Below are 18,048 nucleotides of genomic sequence, written 5' to 3'. Positions count from 1 at the left end.
ATGAGCGATCCGATCATTTCGCTGCGCGGGCTGACCAGGCAGTTCCAGACCGGCGCGGAGACGGTGACCGTGCTCAGGGATATCGATCTCGATATCTTCAGGGGCGAGCTGGTTGCCATCATGGGCCAGTCGGGCTCGGGCAAGTCGACGCTGATGAATATCCTCGGCTGTCTCGATCGCGCGAGTTCGGGCAGCTACACCTTCGCCGGACGCCCGGTTGGCAAGCTGGCGCCCGATGCTTTGGCCGAGTTGCGGCGCGAGCATTTCGGCTTCATCTTCCAGCGTTACCAATTGCTGCCCGATCTCGACGCGGTCGAGAATGTGGAAATTCCGGCCATCTATGCCGGTGTCGATGGTGGTGTGCGGCGCAAGCGGGCCATCGACCTGCTCACGCGGCTGGGGCTGGGCGAGCGGCTCGACCATCGGCCCAACGCCCTGTCTGGCGGCCAGCAGCAGCGCGTCAGCGTGGCGCGGGCGCTGATGAATGGCGGCGAGGTGATCCTGGCGGACGAGCCGACCGGCGCGCTCGACAGCAAGAGCGGCAAGGAGCTGATGGCCCTGCTGCACGAGCTGCACAAGGATGGTCATACGATCATCATCGTGACGCATGATCCGCTGATCGCCGCGCAGACCGAGCGGGTGATCGAGATTTCCGACGGTGTCATCATCGGCGACAAGCGCAGCGACGTGGATACGCGCGTCGACAAGGCGAGGGAGAGCATGCGCCGGGCCGCGCGCTGGCGCGAATGGTTCGACAGCGGCCTCGAAGCCCTGCGCATGGCCCTGCGGTCCATGGTGGCGCACAAGCTCCGGACTTTCCTCACCATGCTCGGCATCATCATCGGCATCGCCTCGGTGGTGAGCGTGGTGGCTTTGGGGCAGGGCAGCCAGCAGATGGTGCTGGAAAACATCGCCTCCATCGGCACCAACACGATCAACATCTATCCCGGCAGCGGCTTCGGCGACCGACGAAGCAGCCGCATCCAGACCCTGTTGCCGTCAGATGCCGAGGCGCTGGCCGCGCAGGATTATGCCGACAGCGTCTCGCCGCAGGTCAGCTCCAACGCCACGGTGCTGTTCCGCAATACCTCCTCCAATGCCTCGGTTACCGGGGTGGGCGAGGGCTATTTCCAGGTCAATGGCCGCACCTTTGCCGAGGGCGTGGGCTTCAACGACACCAGCATGACCGAACGCACGCAGGAAGCCGTCATCGACGGCAATGCGCGCGACGCCATTTTCGTCAATGGCGAGGACCCGGTGGGGCAGGTCATCATGCTGGGCAAGGTGCCGGTGCGGGTGATCGGCGTGGTGGAAAATGTCACCGGCTTCGGGCCGGGCGGCAACCAAGCCAATGTCTATGTGCCCTATACAACGGCGATGGACCGCATATTGGGCCAGTCCTATCTCGGCTCGATCGCGGTGCGGGTGAGCGATGATTTCGACATGGCGCAGGCCGAAGCCGAAATCACCGAACTGCTGACGCGGCTGCATGACGGCAATACCGATTTTTTCCTGCAGAACACGGCAACCATCCGCGAAACCATCGAATCCACCTCGGCCACGCTGACGCTGCTGATTTCCACCATTGCTGTCATCTCGTTGGTGGTGGGCGGCATCGGGGTGATGAATATCATGCTGGTCAGCGTCTCCGAGCGCACCAAGGAGATCGGCATCCGCATGGCCGTCGGCGCGCGGCGGGGCGATATCCTCCGGCAATTCCTCATCGAGGCGGTGCTGGTCTGCTTTGTCGGCGGCGCGGCCGGGGTAGGGCTCAGCTTTGCCCTTGGGAGCCTGCTGACCACGCTGGTGAGCGGGGCGCGGCTGGCCTATTCGGCGGAATCGATCATGCTGGCCATTGCCTCGGCCAGCCTGATCGGGGTGATTTTCGGTTTCATGCCGGCCCGCTCGGCGGCCAGGCTGGACCCGGTGGAGGCGCTGGCACGGGAGTGATGTGCCACGCCCTCCTGGTTCGGGGGGCGCTGTGCTCTCGCCGCCCATGAGGCGTGGCACCGTTGCCCATCGGCCACGATCCATAAGCGCAATTCGCAACAAATGTGCCCAAAGGTTGTCCCTGCCATCGGGCAGCCCTAAACTGGCCATGAAATGTCCGCCTGTTGGGCAGGCGTGCAGCGTCGGCGCGGCGGGGGCGAAAGAGGCTTAACCGAATCTTTCCGCTCCACAGGGCAAACTTCTGCTTCTGCCTCAATTGGTTGAAGCGTAACGGGCGGGAACGGGTCACTGCATATCGCGCGTCTGGTAACGAGTTTTAGCGCCTTGTGCGTTGCCGCCTGTCTGGCGGTGGCGCCTGTTTCTGCATTCGAAATTTTCGGGCTGAAGTTCTTCGAGGATCAGAGCGAGGAAGATGCCGCGGCGGTGATCGCCGATCCGCAGCCCTATACGGTGGCCATCACCATCAATGCCACGGGCGCGGTCGAAAGCGCGGTGCGCAATGCCTCGGCGCTGGTGGCTGATCAGAACGAGCCGGCCTCGGGCGCGGCGGGCCTCCTGGCCAAGGCGCGCGGCGATTATCGCCGCATCGTCGCGGCACTTTACAACGAAGGCTATTACGGCGGCACGGCCTCCATCCGTGTCGGCGGCGTCGAGGCCGCCAACCTGGCGCCTGACGTCAACCTGCCCGACCCGGTGGATGTGGCCATCGTTGTCGATCCCGGCCCGCAATTCCGCTTCAACAGTGTCAATATCGTCAACCAGGCGCTGCCGACCTCGGACCCCTATGACTATGTCGAGCAGCCTGCCCATGCCGGTTTCGGCGTAGGAGAGATCGCCAAGTCGTCGGTGATCCTGAAGGCCGAACAACTGGCGCTGGAGGCCTGGCGGCAGCAGGGCTATGCCAAGGCTGTCATCGTCACCCGCGATGTGGTGGCAGATCATGCGACGACCACGGTGGACGTAACCATCACGGTCAATCCCGGCCCCAAGGCCGCCTTCGGCGCGGTCACGGTCAGCGGCACCGAAACGCTCGATCCCGAATTCGTGCGGCGGCAGACGGGCCTGACCGAGGGCGAGGAATACGACCCTGACGAGCTGGCATTGGCGCAGAAGCGCCTGGACCGGCTCGAAGTGTTCCGTGCGGCGCGGCTGGAAGCGGGCGACGCGGTCGGCGCCGATGGACTGCTGCCCTACAATCTCATCGTGCAGGAACTGCCTGGACGCCGCTTCGGCGTCGGCGCCACCTATTCGACCATCGATGGTCTTGGCCTCGAAGCCTTCCACCTGTGGCGCAACCTCTTCGGCCAGGCCGAGCGGCTGCGCCTCGATGCGCGCGTAGCCAGCATCGCCTATCCCATCGATACGGCTGAATTCGACTATTTCTTCGGCGGCACTTTCACCAAGCCGGGCGTCTTCACGCCCGATACGGACCTCGTGGCCGCTGTCTCGGCCGAGCGGACCATCTACCCCACCTTCACCGAAACCTCGGCCAGCGGGCGGGTGGGGCTGAGCCATATCCTCTCCGACCAGATCACCATCGAGGGCGGGGCGCAGTTCGAGCTCAACCGGTTCGATGACGATTTCGGCACGCGCGACTTCAAGACCGCGGGTCTTTATGCCGGGGCAACGCTGGATTTCCGCGATGACAGCGTCGACCCGACCGAAGGCTGGTACGGGCAGGTCAATCTCGAGCCGTTCTACGAGCTCAATTACGGCAATGCCGGCGCCAGGCTGACTGTCGAGGGCCGCACCTATTTCGGCTTCGGCGAGGACGATCCCTTCGTGCTGGCTGGCCGGCTCAAGGCGGGGGCATTGCTGGGGCCGGATCTGGCGGAAATTCCACCCGACAAGCTGTTCTTCGCCGGCGGCGGCGGTTCGGTGCGCGGCTATGGCTTCAAGTCCATCGGCGTCGACGATGGCAGTGGCGTCATTACCGGCGGGCGCTACCTACTCGAAGCCTCGCTCGAGGCGCGGATGAAGGTGACCCAGGATATCGGCGTGGTCGGGTTCGTGGATGGCGGTTATGTGGCGGCCGACGTGTTCCCCGCGCTGACCGACCTGCGCGTCGGGGCGGGTGTCGGCGTACGCTACTATACCGGGCTCGGGCCGATCCGCGCCGATTTCGCCATTCCGCTCAACAAGCGGCCGGGCGACCCCGATTATGCGCTTTATGTCGGTATAGGGCAGGCATTCTGATGGCCCGGCTGATGTCTCTCCCGCGGCGCTTCGTCGTCCTTATCCTCGTGCTGTTCGGTCTTGGGCTGGCCGTGCCCGCCGTCCTCGTCGCGCAGGATGTGCTGACGATGGACAATGAGGAGCAGAAGGATTGGCTGACCAGCTTCGTGCAGGATCGGCTCTCGACGCCCGAGCGGCAGATCCGCCTCAGCAATATCGATGGCGCGCTGGGCTCGGATGTGTCGATCCGCGAGATTACGATTTCCGATGCCGAGGGTATCTGGCTGCGCGTCAACAATGCGCGGCTCAACTGGAACCAGGCGGCCTTGTTCACTGGCCGGCTGGAAGTGCGCTCGCTGGCGGCAGATTCTATCGAATATATCCGCAATGCCGTGCCGGTCGAAGGCGCCGTGGACCTGCCTTCGCCCGAGGCCGGCGGCGGTTTCCAGGTGCCCGAATTACCGGTGGCGGTCATTCTCGAACAGCTCAGCGTGCCCAGGGTAACCTTTGGCGCGGGCGTGTTTGGGTTGGGCTCGGAGATTTCGCTTGATGGCGCGATGACGCTGGATGGCGGCAATCTTGATGCCAATCTCGCCATTGTCAGGCTCGACGGACCGGGGGGCACGCTCGATCTCGACGTGGTGTTCCGCAACGACGATGACAGCATCGAGCTGGGCCTGGCGCTGGTCGAGCCCGAAAATGGCGTCATCGCCAACCTGCTCAATATCGAAAACCGTCCCGCGGTCACGCTGACCATCAATGGCAGCGGCCCGGTGCGGGATTTGCGGACCGACCTGACTCTGCAGGCCAATGGCCAGACGGCTTTGTCCGGCGTGGCGGTGGTGAACCAGCAGGCCGAAGGTGTTGCCGTGGCTGCCGATCTGCACGGCCCGCTGGCCACGCTGATCGCCGAGCCCTACCGCCCCTTTTTCGGCGCCGAGACGGCGCTGGTGGCCAATGCGCTGATCCGCACCGAAGGTGGCATTTCCGTCACCGGGTTGCGGCTCACCGGCGGGCAATTGTCGCTGGACGGGTCGGCCGAGACGACACCGGACAATTTCCTCAAGGCGCTCGATCTCAACGCCGTCATCGCCGATCCGGCAGGCGGGCAGGTCATCCTGCCGGTGCCGGGCAGCGCCACCCGCGTCGGTTCGGCGCAACTGGCCGTGAGTTTTGGTGGCGAGGCCGATGAGGACTGGACGGCCAGGCTTGATGTGGCCGAATTCCAGACCACTGGCTTTGCGGCGGAAAATCTTGATCTGACCATGGGTGGCGTTGCCGCCAATCTCAGCGATCCCACGACGCGGCGGGTAACCTTCAATGGCGATGGCACGCTGTCGGGCATTTCCGGCTCGGAAGAGATCGAGGCGGCTCTGGGCGACGGTATTGGTCTCGGCATTGCCGGCCTGTGGAATGCCGGCGAGCCGGTGCAACTGGCGGAATTCCGCGTGGCGGGACAGGCGCTTGTGGCCGCGCTGAGCGGGCAGCTCGACGGACTGGATTTCCACGGCGATATCGGGCTGGAGACATCAAGCATTGCGCCCTTCTCGGGGCTGGCGGGGCGCGAGCTCAGGGGGGCGCTGTCGCTCAAGGCCAATGGGGCGATCATGCCGCTGAACGGTGGCTTTGACCTGACGCTGGATGGCACGGGCACCAATCTGGCCATCGATGACGAGATCGCCGACGGTTTGCTGGCCGGAACGGTCGACCTGTCCGGCCGCGTGGCCCGCACCGAGGCCGGGCTGACGGCAGAGAATTTCCGCATCGCCAACGACCAGGTGCAGATGCTGGCCGATGGCACCTATTCCAACGCACTGGCCGACTTCGCCTTCAATCTCGACCTCAGCGACCTGGCCCTGCTGTCCGATCAGGCCAGCGGCGCTCTCAAGGTCGTGGGCACGGCCAAGGGGCAGGAAAGCGTCATCGATCTCGATCTCGATGCCACCGTGGCCAGTGGTGAACTGGCCGGACGGGCCTTGCGCGATGCCGCGCTGAGCTTCGACGGACGCTACGATACCGACCGGCTCGACGGCAATATTTCCGGCGCGGCGGCGCTCGACGGCTATCGCACCACGCTGGCCGCCGATGTCAGCGTGACGCAGGAGGCGCAGAGCCTTGCCGATCTCGATTTCCAGGCGGCGGGCACGCGGATCACTGGCGGGCTGGCGCGCGCGGTGGAGACTGGGCTGATCGATGGCGGGCTGACAATTGTCTCGCCCGACGTATCGGTGCCGGCGGCCCTGGCTTTGCTCGAAGCGTCCGGCACGATCAATGCCGAGATTGGGCTGAGCAGCGAGGGCGGGCGGCAGTTGGCCTCGATAAGGGGCGCCGTGCGGGCGCTTGATGTCAACGGCATCACTGTTGGATCGGCTGATATCGAAGGGGCCGCGCAGGATCTGTTCGGCGTACCGGCAATCACTGGAACGATCCGCGCGAGTGATGTGGTTGCCGCGGGCACGCATATTGAAACGCTGAACGCAGACGCGATCCAGAGCGCCGGGACGACATCATTCGACGCGCAGGCAGCACTTGCTACCGGCACCGATATCGACATTGCCGGCGCGCTGACGCCGGTGGATGGTGGCTATCGCCTGGCCGTGGACAGGGCGCAGTTGCAGCAGGGCCAGCTCTCGGCGCGGCTGGCACGTCCCACCGTGATCCAGGTGGCAGGCTCCAGTGTAGCGCTCGACGCGGTGCGGTTTGATGTCGGCTCCGGCTCGATCACCGCCACCGGTTCGGCCGGCGAGACGCTTGATATCGCGCTCGATATCAATGCCCTGCCGCTCTCCATCGCCAATGCCGTCATGCCCGATCTGGGCCTGGCCGGCACGGTCAATGGTCGCGCCAGCATTTCCGGCACGGGCAGCGATCCGCAGGTGAGCTTCGAGGCGCAGGCGCAGGGTATCAATGCGGCGGCCATCAGCGACTTCGGCATTGCGCCGCTGGGCCTGACGGCCAATGGCAGCTTCCGCAATGGCACGGTGAACCTGGCCTCGCTGACGGCCAATGGCTCAGGCGGGTTGACCCTGCGCGGTTCGGGCACGGTTCCGCTCGAAGGCAACGGGCTCAATATCGCCGTGACTGGCTCAGCGCCTTTGGTGCTGGGGAACCGTTTCGTCGCCGATCGCGGCGGCCAGTTGAGCGGCGTGGTGACGCTCGATGCGCGGGTGAGCGGCAGCCTCTCCAGCCCGCAATTCGGCGGCAAGGTCTCGACCAGCAATGCTGGCTATATCGACCCCGAACTCAATCTGCGACTGCAGGGCATAACCGGTTCGGCCAGCCTCAATGGTACCAATCTGGTGATCGACAGCCTCTCGACCAATCTGGCTACCGGCGGCTCGGTCTCGGCTTCGGGCTCGGTGGGGCTCAATGGCGGCTTCCCGGCCGATATTCGTGTCGCGCTCAATTCGGCGCGCTATGCCGATGGCAATCTCTTCGTCGCCACCGTGTCGGGCAATCTGGCGCTGACGGGCAATCTCACCGGCTCGCCGCTGCTGGCGGGCGATGTATTCGTCGAAGAAGCCAATATTTCCATTCCGGAGAATTTCGGTGGCGGGGCGCAGTTGATCGATGTCGATCACGTCCGCACGCCGCCGGCCGTGGAACAGACCTTGCAGCGCGCCAAGATCGATGACCGCAGCGGCGCGCCGATCCCGCAGACGCGGCCGGCCGGCGTGGTGCTCGACATCAATGTCGATGCGCCCAACCAGATCTTCATCCGCGGACGCGGGCTCGATGCCGAAGTGGGCGGCTCGGTGCGTCTCACCGGACCGATCAACAATATCCAGCCGGTGGGTGGCTTCGAACTCAATCGCGGGCGCCTGGCCATTCTCGGCCAGCGCGTGACCTTCGAAAGCGGCACGGTGACGCTGGTGGGCGATCTTGACCCGTTCCTCAACTTCGTCGCACGCACCGAGGGCGAGGGGATCACTGTGTTCGTCACGGTTTCGGGCCGTGCCTCTGATATCGATGTCAGCTTCACCTCCAGCCCCATGCTGCCGCAGGACGAAGTGCTGAGCCGGCTGATCTTCAACCGCTCCATGGGCGAACTCTCGCCCCTGCAGCTGGCCAAACTGGCCGGCGCCGCGGCCGAGCTGGTGGGTGGTGGCGGCAATGGCCTGGTCGACAGCCTGCGCGGCGCGGCAGGCCTCGCCGATCTCGACCTCGTCACCGACGACAGCGGCAATGTCGCCGTGCAGGCGGGGACCTATATCCAGGACAATGTCTATCTGGGCGTGCAGGCCGGGGCCAACGGCCAGAGCAAGGTGACCATCAATCTCGATGTCACCAGCGACCTCAAGGTCACCGGCGCCACCAGCCAGGACGGAAATTCGAGCCTGGGTGTGTTTTACGAGCGGGATTATTAAGTCTTGTGCCACGCCCCTCGTGGTTCGAGGCTCGCGAAGGGCTCCCGCCTCACCATGAGGGCTACAGAAACACCGAGCTAGCAGTAGCCCTCATGGTGAGGTGCGCGTTCTTCACGCGCCTCGAACCACGAGGGCGTGGCACCCCTACCGGCTCGCTCCGCCCGTCTTCGCTGCCTTCTCCGCATCCCACCACCAGATCGTCGGGAACCCGCTCGAAAAATCCGGCAGGTTTTCCGAGTGGCTGAAGCGGTTCCAGTGGGCGATGCGCGAATTGCGCAGGCTGTAGCTGGGGACCATGTAGTAATTATGCAGCAGCACGCGGTCGATGGCCGCGGTGATGGCGAGCTGGGTGTCGCGGTCGTCGGCCACCACCAGCTTGTCGATCAGCGCATCGATCGCCGGGTTGGCAATGCCGGCATAGTTCTGGCTGCCTTCCTCGTTGGCGGCGGCGGAGCCGAAGAAGAAGCGCTGCTCGTTGCCGGGTGAGAAGCTCTGTGCCCAGCCGGTATAGATCACGTCGAAATCGAAGCTGCGCGCACGGTTGATATATTGCGGGCTGTCCACCGAGCGGATGGTCGCCGCCACGCCGATCTGGGCGAGGTTGGTGACAAGGTTCTGCGCCACCGGCTCGATGGTGGGGCCATTGAGCAGGATTTCGAAAGTGAATTGCTGCCCGTTGGCGTCGACCAGCCGGTTGCCGTCGAGCGTATAGCCGGCCTCGTTGAACAGGCCCAAAGCCGTGCGCAGGTTATCGCGCAGTTTGGCCGGATCGCCACTCACCGGATTGGCATAGGGTTCGGTAAAGACGCTTTCGGGCACGAGGTCACGCACCGATTCCAGCACTTCGAGTTCCTCGCCCTCGGGCAGGCCGGTGGATTTGAAGGGCAGGCCGAAGAAGTAGCTGTCGATGCGCTCATACTGGTTGTAAAACAGCGTGTTGCTCAATTCCTCGAAATCGAAGGCGTAGTTGAGCGCCTTGCGCACGCGGATATCCTGGAATTTTTCGCGCCGCAGATTGGGCACGAAGCCGAGCCCGATGCCCGAGCCTGCATAATCCTGGGGGAAGAGTTCGAGCACGATGCGGCCCTCGTTCACCGCCGGGAAATCGTAGGCAGTGGCCCAGCGGCGGGCGGTGTTTTCCCACCACCAGTCGAACTGGTCGCCCTTGAAGGCCTCGAACTGCACCGTCAGGTCGAGGAAATATTCGAGCCGGTATTCGTCGAAATTGTTGTGGCCGACCTGCGTCGGCTGGTTCTCGCCCCAATAGTTTTCCACGCGCTTGTAGGTGATGGAGCGGCCGGCGTCGAAGCTTGCCAGTTCATAGGGCCCCGAACCCAGCGGCGGCTCGAGCGTGGATTGGGCGATATCGCGCTGCCTGCCATTGGCATCGGTGCCCTCCCACCAATGCTGGGGCAGCACCATGAGCTGGCCGAGAATGAGCGGCAATTCGCGATTGCCGGTCTGGTTGAAGGTGAAGGTCACTTCGCCCGGTGCCGTCACCTCGGCCTTTTCGATATTGAGGTAATATTGCTGGCGGTCGGGATTGACCTCGATCAGCTTGTTGAAGGTCCAGACCACATCCTCGGCGGTGACAGGCTCGCCATCGTTCCAATGCGCTTCGGGGTCGATGCGGAAGGTGACGGCGCCATAATCGGGCGCGATCTTGAGCTCCTTGGCGAGCAGGCCGTAATAGGTGTTCTGCTCGTCCATCGAGGGCGTCATCAGCGTTTCGTAGAGCAGGCCGATGCCGCCGGCCGTCTCGCCCTTGGGCAGGATGGGGTTGAACGTGTCGAACCCGCCGAGTGCGCCCTGACGCACCACACCGCCCTTGGGCGCATCGACATTCACATAGTCGAAATGGGTATAGTTCGAGCCGTATTTGGCCTCGCCTTCCAGCGTGAAGGAATTGCTCCACACATCGGTCGGGGTCTGGGCCAGGGCGGGAGCCACAAGGCCGAGCAGCAGGACGGCAAGGAGGGGTGCGAGTTTCATCGGACGGCTCCGAAATTTACAATGTGTGACACGAGGCTAGACCGTTTCGGGCTTTCCCGGAAGCATTGGTTCGGCAAAGGCCGCTGCCAGTAACGCTCTGGTATAGTCCGATTGCGGGGCGGCGAAGATATCGGCCGCGGCGCCCTGTTCGACGACGCGCCCGTCGCGCATGACGATGAGCTGGTTGGCGAGCGCGCGCACCACCTTGAGATCGTGGGAAATGAACATATAGGTCAGGCCGTGCCGCTGCTGGATATCGCGCAGCAGGTCGATCACCTGCGCCTGTATCGACACGTCGAGCGCCGAGGTGGGCTCATCCAGCACCACGAATTTGGGTTCCAGCACCATGGCGCGGGCAATGGCGATGCGCTGGCGTTGGCCGCCGGAAAATTCATGCGGGTAGCGGAAGCGGGTTTCGGGCGCCAGGCCCACTTCCTGCAGCGCCTTGACCACGCGGGCATCGCGTTCCGCCGCGCCGATTTGGGTTGCATGGACGGCCAGGCCTTCGCCGATAATGGCATCGACCGACAGGCGCGGGCTGAGCGAGCCGAACGGGTCCTGGAAGACGATCTGCATGTCCTTGCGCAGAGGCCGCATGGCCTTCCACGAACGGGACTGGATTTCATTGCCCAGCACGACGATGCGTCCGTCCGAGGGGAGCAGGCGCAGCAGGGCATAGCCGAGCGTCGATTTGCCCGAGCCGCTTTCCCCGACCACGCCCAGCGTTTCGCCGCGACGGATGGAGAGGTCGACCCCATCGACGGCCTTGATATGGCCCACGGTACGGCGCAGCAGCCCGCGCCTGACCGGGAACCACACCTTGAGGTTGGCCACATCGACAATGGCGGGGGCGGCCGGGTCCGATGGCGGCGGGGCGCCGCTTGGTTCGGCGGCGAGCAGGTGTTTCGTATAGGCGTGCTGTGGATTGGCGAAGATGGTTTCGACCGGGCCGGTCTCGACGATCTCGCCCTTGGTCATGATGCAGACGCGGTCGGCAACGCGTTTGACGATGCCCAGGTCGTGGGTGATGAACAGCATGGCCATGCCGAGCCGGCTTTGCAGATCCTTGAGCAGGGTCAGGATCTGCGCCTGCACGGTCACATCAAGCGCCGTGGTCGGCTCGTCGGCGATCAGCAGGTCCGGCTCGTTGGCCAGCGCCATGGCGATCATGACGCGCTGGCGCTGCCCGCCGGAAAGCTGGTGCGGATAGGCGCCGAGCCGGCTGGCCGGGTCGGGAATGCCGACGGCATCGAGCAGTTCGAGCGTGCGCTTGCGGGCGGCACTGGCGCGCAGGCCGCGATGCACGGCCAGCACTTCCCCGATCTGCCGCTCGATGGTGTGGACCGGATTGAGCGAGCTCATCGGCTCCTGGAAGATCATCGAAATGTCATTGCCGCGCACGGCGCGCAGTTCGGCCGGCGGCGCGGTGACGAGGTCCTGCCCCTTGAACAGGATTTGCCCCGACAGCGCCGCGGTCGTCGGCAGGAGTTTCAGCACCGAAAGCGCGGTGACCGACTTGCCCGAGCCGCTTTCACCCACCAGGGCCACGGTCTCGCCCGGCGCGATATCGAACGAAATGCCATTTGTCGCCGCGTTGGCGCCGAAGGCGACGGTGAGATCGCGGATGGAGAGCAGGGGCGTCGTCATCCCATCGCCTTCCGTGGATCGAAGGCGTCACGCACGGCTTCGCCGATGAAGACCAGCAGGGTCATCAGCACGGCGATGGCGAAAAATCCGGTGAGGCCGAGCCAGGGCGCCTGCAGGTTTTCCTTGCCCTGGTAGAGCAGGTCGCCCAGCGACGGCGTGCCCACTTCGAGGCCAAGCCCGAGCAGGTCCAGCGAAGTCAGCGTGACCACCGAGCCGGAGAGAATGAAGGGCATGAAGGTCAGCGTCGCCACCATGGCATTGGGCAGCAGGTGCCGGAACATGATGGTGATGTTGGAAACGCCGAGGGCGCGGGCGGCGGCGATATATTCGAAATTGCGCCCGCGCAGGAATTCGGCGCGCACGATCCCCACCAGCGACACCCAGGAAAACAGCAGCAATATGCCCAGCAGCACCCAGAAGCTGGGCGCGATGACGCTGGAGACGATCAGCAGCAGATAGAGCGCTGGCACCGACGTCCAGATTTCGATGACGCGCTGGAAAACGAGGTCGACCCAGCCGCCGAAATAGCCCTGTACCGCCCCGGCAACCAGCCCGATGACCGAGGAGAGGATGGTCAGCGTGAAGCCGAACAGGATAGAGATGCGCACGCCATAGAGCAGCCGCGCCAGCACGTCATGGGCTTCCCCATCGGTGCCCAGCCAGTGGGCATTGCCCCAGTTGCAGCCGGGATCCGCGGCTTGCAGCGGATAGCGGTCACAGGCCTCGTCGCGGGTGAGCAGCCAGGTTGGCGGCGTCGCGCCCGAGCCGGGCTGATAGCGGTCGACCGTGTTGTAGCTGAAATGCACCGGCGGCCACACCATCCACCCATTGGCGTCGATCTCGGAGGCGATGAAGTCGTCGCGATAATTGGTGGTGGCGAGAAATCCGCCGAACTTGGCTTCGGGATAGTTGACGAAGGCCGGGAACAGCAATTCGCCCTTGTAGGAGGCGATGATAGGGCGGTCATTGGCGATGAATTCGGAGCCCAGCGCGGCGAGGAACAGCACGAGAAAAATCCACAGCGACCAGTAGCCCCGCCGGTTCCGGCGGAAATTGTCGAGCCGCCGTCGGTTGAGCGGGCTGAGCATGGGACGGCGCGAAGCCCCGATTGCTGCTTCCTGCTGCATCAGCTCGCTCATACTTCGCGGCTTTCGAAATCGAGGCGCGGATCGACCCACATATAGGCGAGGTCGGAAATCAGCGCGATGACGAGGCCGAGCAGGCTGAAAATGTAGAGCGTGGCGAACACCACCGGATAGTCGCGGGTGCTGACCGACACGAAGCCGAGCAGGCCTAGCCCATCGAGCGAGAAAATGGTCTCGATCAGCAGCGAGCCGCCGAAGAAGGCGCCGATGAAGGCGGCCGGAAAGCTGGCGATGATCAGCATCATGGCGTTGCGGAAGACGTGGCGGTAGAGCACCTGGTTTTCCGTCAGGCCCTTGGCCCGGGCGGTGGTGACATATTGCTTGCCGATCTCGTCGATGAACGAATTCTTGGTGAGCAAGGTCGTGGTGGCGAAGGCGCCCAGCCCCATTGAGATGATGGGCAGCACCAGATGCCAGAAATAGTCGAGCACCTGCCGCCACCAGGGGAAGCTGTCAAAGCCCGGCGAGGTCAGCCCGCGCAGCGGAAACACCGACCAGAAACTGCCGCCGGCAAACAGGATGATCAGCGCGATGGCGATCAGGAAACCGGGAATGGCATAGCCCATGATGACCACGGTCGAAGTCCAGACATCGAAGCGAGAGCCGTCGGTGACGGCCTTCCTGATACCGAGGGGGATGGAGATGCCATAGGCGATGAGCGTCATCCACAGGCCGAGCGAAATGGAGACCGGCATCTTCTCCTTGATCAGGTCGATGACCGAGATATCGCGGTAATAGCTGTCGCCGAAATCGAAGCGCAGATAGTTCCAGATCATCATGCCGAAGCGCTCGAGCGGGGGCTTGTCGAAGCCGAACTGCTTTTCGATGCGCGCGACCAGTTCGGGCGACAGGCCCTGCGATCCGCGATAGGCCGATTTGTTGCCGCCCTGGCCGGGCTGGGCGGCAAAGTCGCCCGCCGCATCGCCGGTAATGCGCGTGGCCATTGAGACGTTCTGGCCCGACAGGTTGGCCAGCGCCTGTTCCACGGGGCCGCCGGGGGCGAATTGGGTGATCAGGAACGAGATGGCCATGATGCCGAACACGGTCGGGATCATCAGCAGCAGGCGGCGGAGAATATAGGCGCCCATCGGGTCTCCGGGCAGACGAGTTTGCGTGGAGTTTAGGCGCTGGGCCGTCCGGGCCGGCAAATCACCATGAAGTGAAGCGGCTTGGCTGAGTGCAACACTTTGGTGACGGCTTGGCAAGGGTGGGGGGTGATCGCACGCTGAGCGCTTGCGGGATCGGCTGCGTGCAGTCAGGATCGTCCCTCAATCGCGGGGAGTTGCCCATGACCTACCAGATCATCGCCCATGTCAAAAATCCGTCGCAGGCGCGGGCGCTGGTGGTGGCGCTGCGGGCCTATGGCTTCAATCCGCTGGAGCAGGGCGATGGCGGCCTGCCGGGGATGACGAATCTGTTCGGGCCTGAGGGTGTTCCGGTGCAGGTGCCCGAAGAAGAAGCGCGCGATGCCACCGCCCTGGCGGAAGACTTGTTGAAAGAAATGGCGGCCTCCGACCGCTAAAACGCCACATTGCTAAGTCCTGCTGACAGTGCGGGCCGGGCGGTTGAACGCAGCGTGGTGTTTGGTTATAAGCCAACCAAGCTGTTAACCTTTGTTAAGCCCCCTGGGGCAGGAGCGGAAACCTATGACGGATTGGATGCGCGGATCGTTGTCCGCGGTGGGCGTGGCGGCAATCGCCGTTGTGCTGGCCGCATGCCAGTCCACCGGGTCCAATACGGCCAATCTCAACACGATTGGTCAGCCCCAGCAGTTGCAGCCGGTGCAGAACTCCACAGTACAGCAGGGCACTTTGCCTGCCATCGGCGCGACCGGTACGCCGGCGCCCGGCCTTTCCGGCCAGCCGGTGCTGGGCGGTGTTCCCGCTACGCAGACGGCCGCGACCGCGCCGGGTACTTTGCCCTCCATCGTTTCGCTCGATCCGCTGGCCCAGCCGGTTGCGGGCGGCATGAGCGCCGGTCCGGAAGGTGTGTGGAACGTCGTGGCGGGCGCCGCGACCTGCCGCATCAACCTGCCGATGACCGCCAAGACCGGCACCAGCTACTACCGCGCCTCGGCGCCGGGCTGCACCGTGCCGCAGATCGCTTCTGTCACCGGCTGGCAGCAGGTGGGCAGCCAACTCCAGCTCTATGATGAAAACGGCAATATCGCCGCCTTCCTCGCTCCGTCAGGCGGCCGCTATATCGGCACGATGGGCGGTGGCCAGGCCATCTCGATGTCCCGCTAGGTTTTCGGTGAAGCCGGCCCGCAAATGGCCGGCTTCTATTCTTTCCGGCTATACCACAATTTCCGAGACCTCATGGTGAGCCCGTCGAACCACGAGGTCGGGCATGCCGATCTTGCCACGACCTCGTCCTTCGACAGGCTCAGGATGAGGTCTACTTTGAGAATACGCGTCACTTGAGCTCCGAAGTTTCCAACCAGATCAAAACCGGCCCCGTCACCTCTGCCTATGAGGAACTGGCGGCGCGTGGCGTGCTGGTGGCCGATCCGGCGCAGCACGAGGCGGCGATGCTGCTCGATACGGTGCTGGCCGAAGTTTCTGCCGAACGTCCCAAGGGCCTGCTGGGCAAGCTCTTCGACAAGGGCGAGCCAGTGCGCGGGCTCTATCTCCATGGCGAGGTGGGGCGCGGCAAGACCATGCTGATGGACCTGTTCTTCGCCGCCGTGCCGATCAAGCAGAAGCGGCGCGTGCATTTCCATGAATTCATGGACGATATCCATGCCGGCATGGCCGCCTTCCGCAAGAGCAAGAAAGGCAAGGATGCCGACCCGGTCGAGGCGGTGGTCAAGCCCATCGTCAAATCTGGCCTGCGCCTGCTCTGCCTCGACGAATTCCATGTGCATGACATTACCAATGCCATGCTGCTCTATCGGCTGTTCGACAAGCTCTTTGCCAATGGCGTAACGCTGGTGGCGACGTCCAATGTGGTGCCCGACGAGCTTTACAAGGACGGCCTCAACCGCCAGCTCTTCCTGCCTTTCATCGACCTGCTCAAAAGCCATGTCACGGTTGCGGCCCTGCCGGCGGCGCGCGACTATCGCCGCATGAAATTTGCCGGCCAGCATGTCTATGCCTTCGGCACGGGGCCCGAAGTGCGGGGCGAGATGGATCGGCTCTGGCTGCGTATCACCGGGGGTGAGCCGGGCCATCCCGGCGTGGTGGAAAGCATCGGGCGGGAAATCCCGGTGCCCTCAATGGCCATGGGCGCGGCGCGCTTCGGCTTTGCCGATCTCTGCCAGAAACCGCTAGGTTCGCGCGATTTCGTGCGCATCGCCCATCAGTTCGACTCCATCATCATCGACGACGTGCCGCAGATGGGCCGCACCATGTCGGACGCGGCCAAGCGGTTCATCCTCCTGATCGACAATCTCTATGATCGCGGCGTGAAACTGGGCGCCAGCTTCGCCGTGCCGCTGGAGCAACTGGGCAAGGACGACAGGACAGCCTTCGAATTCCAGCGCACCGTGTCGCGGCTCGATGAGATGCAGTCCGAGGACTATCTGGGCAAGGGCTTGCGAGAGGTGGAGAGCGAAGCTGCAGGTTAGGGCGTGCACTTGCCTATCCGGCACCACCCCTTCGCCCATCAGCAAGGGCCAAATCCGCTTTACGACGAACGGTTCACTTGCCCCTCCCGACCGACAGGGTTAAGACGTGCGCCAATTCAACGCAGTCTGGGATGAGGACTAATGGCGCGCAAGAAGATCGCTCTTATCGGCTCGGGTCAGATCGGTGGGACGCTCGCCCATCTGGCGGCTCTCAAGGACCTCGGCGACATCGTATTGTTCGATATTGTCGATGGCGTGCCGCAGGGCAAGGCGCTCGATATTTCCCAGTCGGCGCCGGTGGAAGGCTACGATGCCTCGATCACCGGCACGTCCAAATATGAAGACCTCAAGGGCGCCGATGTGGTCATCGTCACCGCCGGCGTGCCGCGCAAACCGGGCATGAGCCGCGACGACCTGCTGGAAATCAACCTCAAGGTGATGGAGCAGGTGGGCGCGGGCATTGCCAAATATGCACCCAAGGCCTTCGTCATCTGCATCACCAACCCGCTCGACGCCATGGTCTGGGCGCTGCAGAAGTTCTCGGGCCTGCCGACCAACCAGGTCATCGGCATGGCCGGTGTGCTGGATAGCTCGCGCTTCGTCCACTTTATCGCCGATGAGCTCAAGGTGTCGGTCGAAGACATCAACGCTTTCGTGCTGGGCGGCCATGGCGACACGATGGTGCCGCTGGCGCGCTATTCGACCGTTGCCGGCATTCCGCTCACCGACATCGTCAAGATGGGCTGGATGAGCAAGGAAAAGCTCGACGCCATCATCCAGCGCACCCGCGATGGCGGCGCCGAGATCGTCGGTCTGCTCAAGACCGGTTCGGCCTTCTATGCGCCGGCCACGTCGGCCATCGCCATGGCCGAGAGCTATCTCAAGGACAAGAAGCGCGTGCTGCCCGCCGCGGCCTATCTCGACGGCCAGTATGGCGTCAAAGGCACCTATGTCGGCGTGCCCGTCGTCATCGGGGCCGGTGGTGCCGAGAAGGTCATCGAGATTTCACTCAATTCTGCTGAACAGAAAGCGTTCGACAAGTCGGTCGGCGCCGTTGAAGGCCTGATCGAGGCCTGCAAGAAGATCGCGCCGAAGCTGGCTTAAGACTATCAGTAGACCTCATCCTGAGCTTGTCGAAGGACGAGGTCGTGGCAACATAGTGGTACGCCCTCGTGGTTCGACAAGCTCACCATGAGGGCTACTG

General features: G+C 63.9%; 11 protein-coding genes. 7 read left to right on the top strand and 4 right to left on the bottom strand.

The features are described from left to right. The 3 genes from NVV79_RS10190 to NVV79_RS10180 all read left to right on the top strand — a co-directional run bounded on the left by NVV79_RS10190 (position 1) and on the right by NVV79_RS10180 (position 8,492). Entirely contained in the window at positions 1-1,950 is a 1,950-nt protein-coding gene (locus NVV79_RS10190; RefSeq protein WP_303988741.1) for a MacB family efflux pump subunit, read from the top strand. Between the two features lie 324 nt (positions 1,951-2,274). Then, on the top strand, positions 2,275-4,146 hold the full coding sequence (locus tag NVV79_RS10185; protein ID WP_303988737.1) for an autotransporter assembly complex family protein: 1,872 nt from the start codon (positions 2,275-2,277) through the stop codon (positions 4,144-4,146). Then, entirely contained in the window at positions 4,146-8,492 is a 4,347-nt protein-coding gene (locus NVV79_RS10180) for a translocation/assembly module TamB domain-containing protein (protein WP_303988734.1), read from the top strand. The genes NVV79_RS10185 and NVV79_RS10180 overlap by 1 nt, the downstream gene beginning before the upstream one ends. A 144-nt stretch (positions 8,493-8,636) precedes the next feature. Here NVV79_RS10180 and NVV79_RS10175 read toward each other — a convergent pair whose 3' ends face one another. The 4 genes from NVV79_RS10175 to NVV79_RS10160 are packed head-to-tail and all read right to left on the bottom strand — an operon-like array spanning position 8,637 to position 14,364. Beyond that, complete coding sequence (locus NVV79_RS10175) at positions 8,637-10,484, bottom strand: extracellular solute-binding protein (protein ID WP_303988731.1); 1,848 nt, start codon at positions 10,482-10,484, stop codon at positions 8,637-8,639. A gap of 36 nt (positions 10,485-10,520) precedes the next feature. Then, positions 10,521-12,131, bottom strand: a complete 1,611-nt coding sequence (locus tag NVV79_RS10170) for an ABC transporter ATP-binding protein (protein WP_303988728.1) — start codon at positions 12,129-12,131, stop codon at positions 10,521-10,523. Next, positions 12,128-13,270, bottom strand: coding sequence for an ABC transporter permease (locus NVV79_RS10165; RefSeq protein ID WP_303988725.1), 1,143 nt, complete (start codon positions 13,268-13,270; stop codon positions 12,128-12,130). Before NVV79_RS10165 ends, NVV79_RS10170 begins: the two co-directional genes overlap by 4 nt. Further along, a complete protein-coding gene (locus NVV79_RS10160) occupies positions 13,267-14,364 on the bottom strand; it encodes a microcin C ABC transporter permease YejB (RefSeq protein WP_303988723.1) in 1,098 nt (365 codons plus the stop codon). The genes NVV79_RS10165 and NVV79_RS10160 overlap by 4 nt, the downstream gene beginning before the upstream one ends. A 200-nt stretch (positions 14,365-14,564) precedes the next feature. Between NVV79_RS10160 and NVV79_RS10155 the strand changes: the two genes are divergently transcribed. From NVV79_RS10155 to mdh, 4 genes are all read left to right on the top strand, one after another. After that, complete coding sequence (locus tag NVV79_RS10155; RefSeq protein WP_303988721.1) at positions 14,565-14,798, top strand: hypothetical protein; 234 nt, start codon at positions 14,565-14,567, stop codon at positions 14,796-14,798. A gap of 124 nt (positions 14,799-14,922) precedes the next feature. After that, entirely contained in the window at positions 14,923-15,522 is a 600-nt protein-coding gene (locus NVV79_RS10150; protein WP_146290061.1) for an AprI/Inh family metalloprotease inhibitor, read from the top strand. A 173-nt stretch (positions 15,523-15,695) separates the two neighbouring features. Further along, positions 15,696-16,844, top strand: coding sequence for a cell division protein ZapE (gene zapE, locus NVV79_RS10145; protein ID WP_303988716.1), 1,149 nt, complete (start codon positions 15,696-15,698; stop codon positions 16,842-16,844). Between the two features lie 141 nt (positions 16,845-16,985). Next, positions 16,986-17,948 carry a malate dehydrogenase gene (gene mdh / locus NVV79_RS10140; protein ID WP_056229719.1) on the top strand — a complete coding sequence of 321 codons (963 nt, stop codon included), beginning with the start codon at positions 16,986-16,988 and terminating at the stop codon, positions 17,946-17,948. Positions 17,949-18,048 lie beyond the last annotated feature (100 nt).

Origin of the sequence: Devosia ginsengisoli (assembly GCF_024707105.1) — a bacterium.
GTDB classification, from domain to species: Bacteria; Pseudomonadota; Alphaproteobacteria; order Rhizobiales; family Devosiaceae; genus Devosia; species Devosia ginsengisoli_A.
This window is presented reverse-complemented; position numbering and strand designations above follow the sequence as displayed.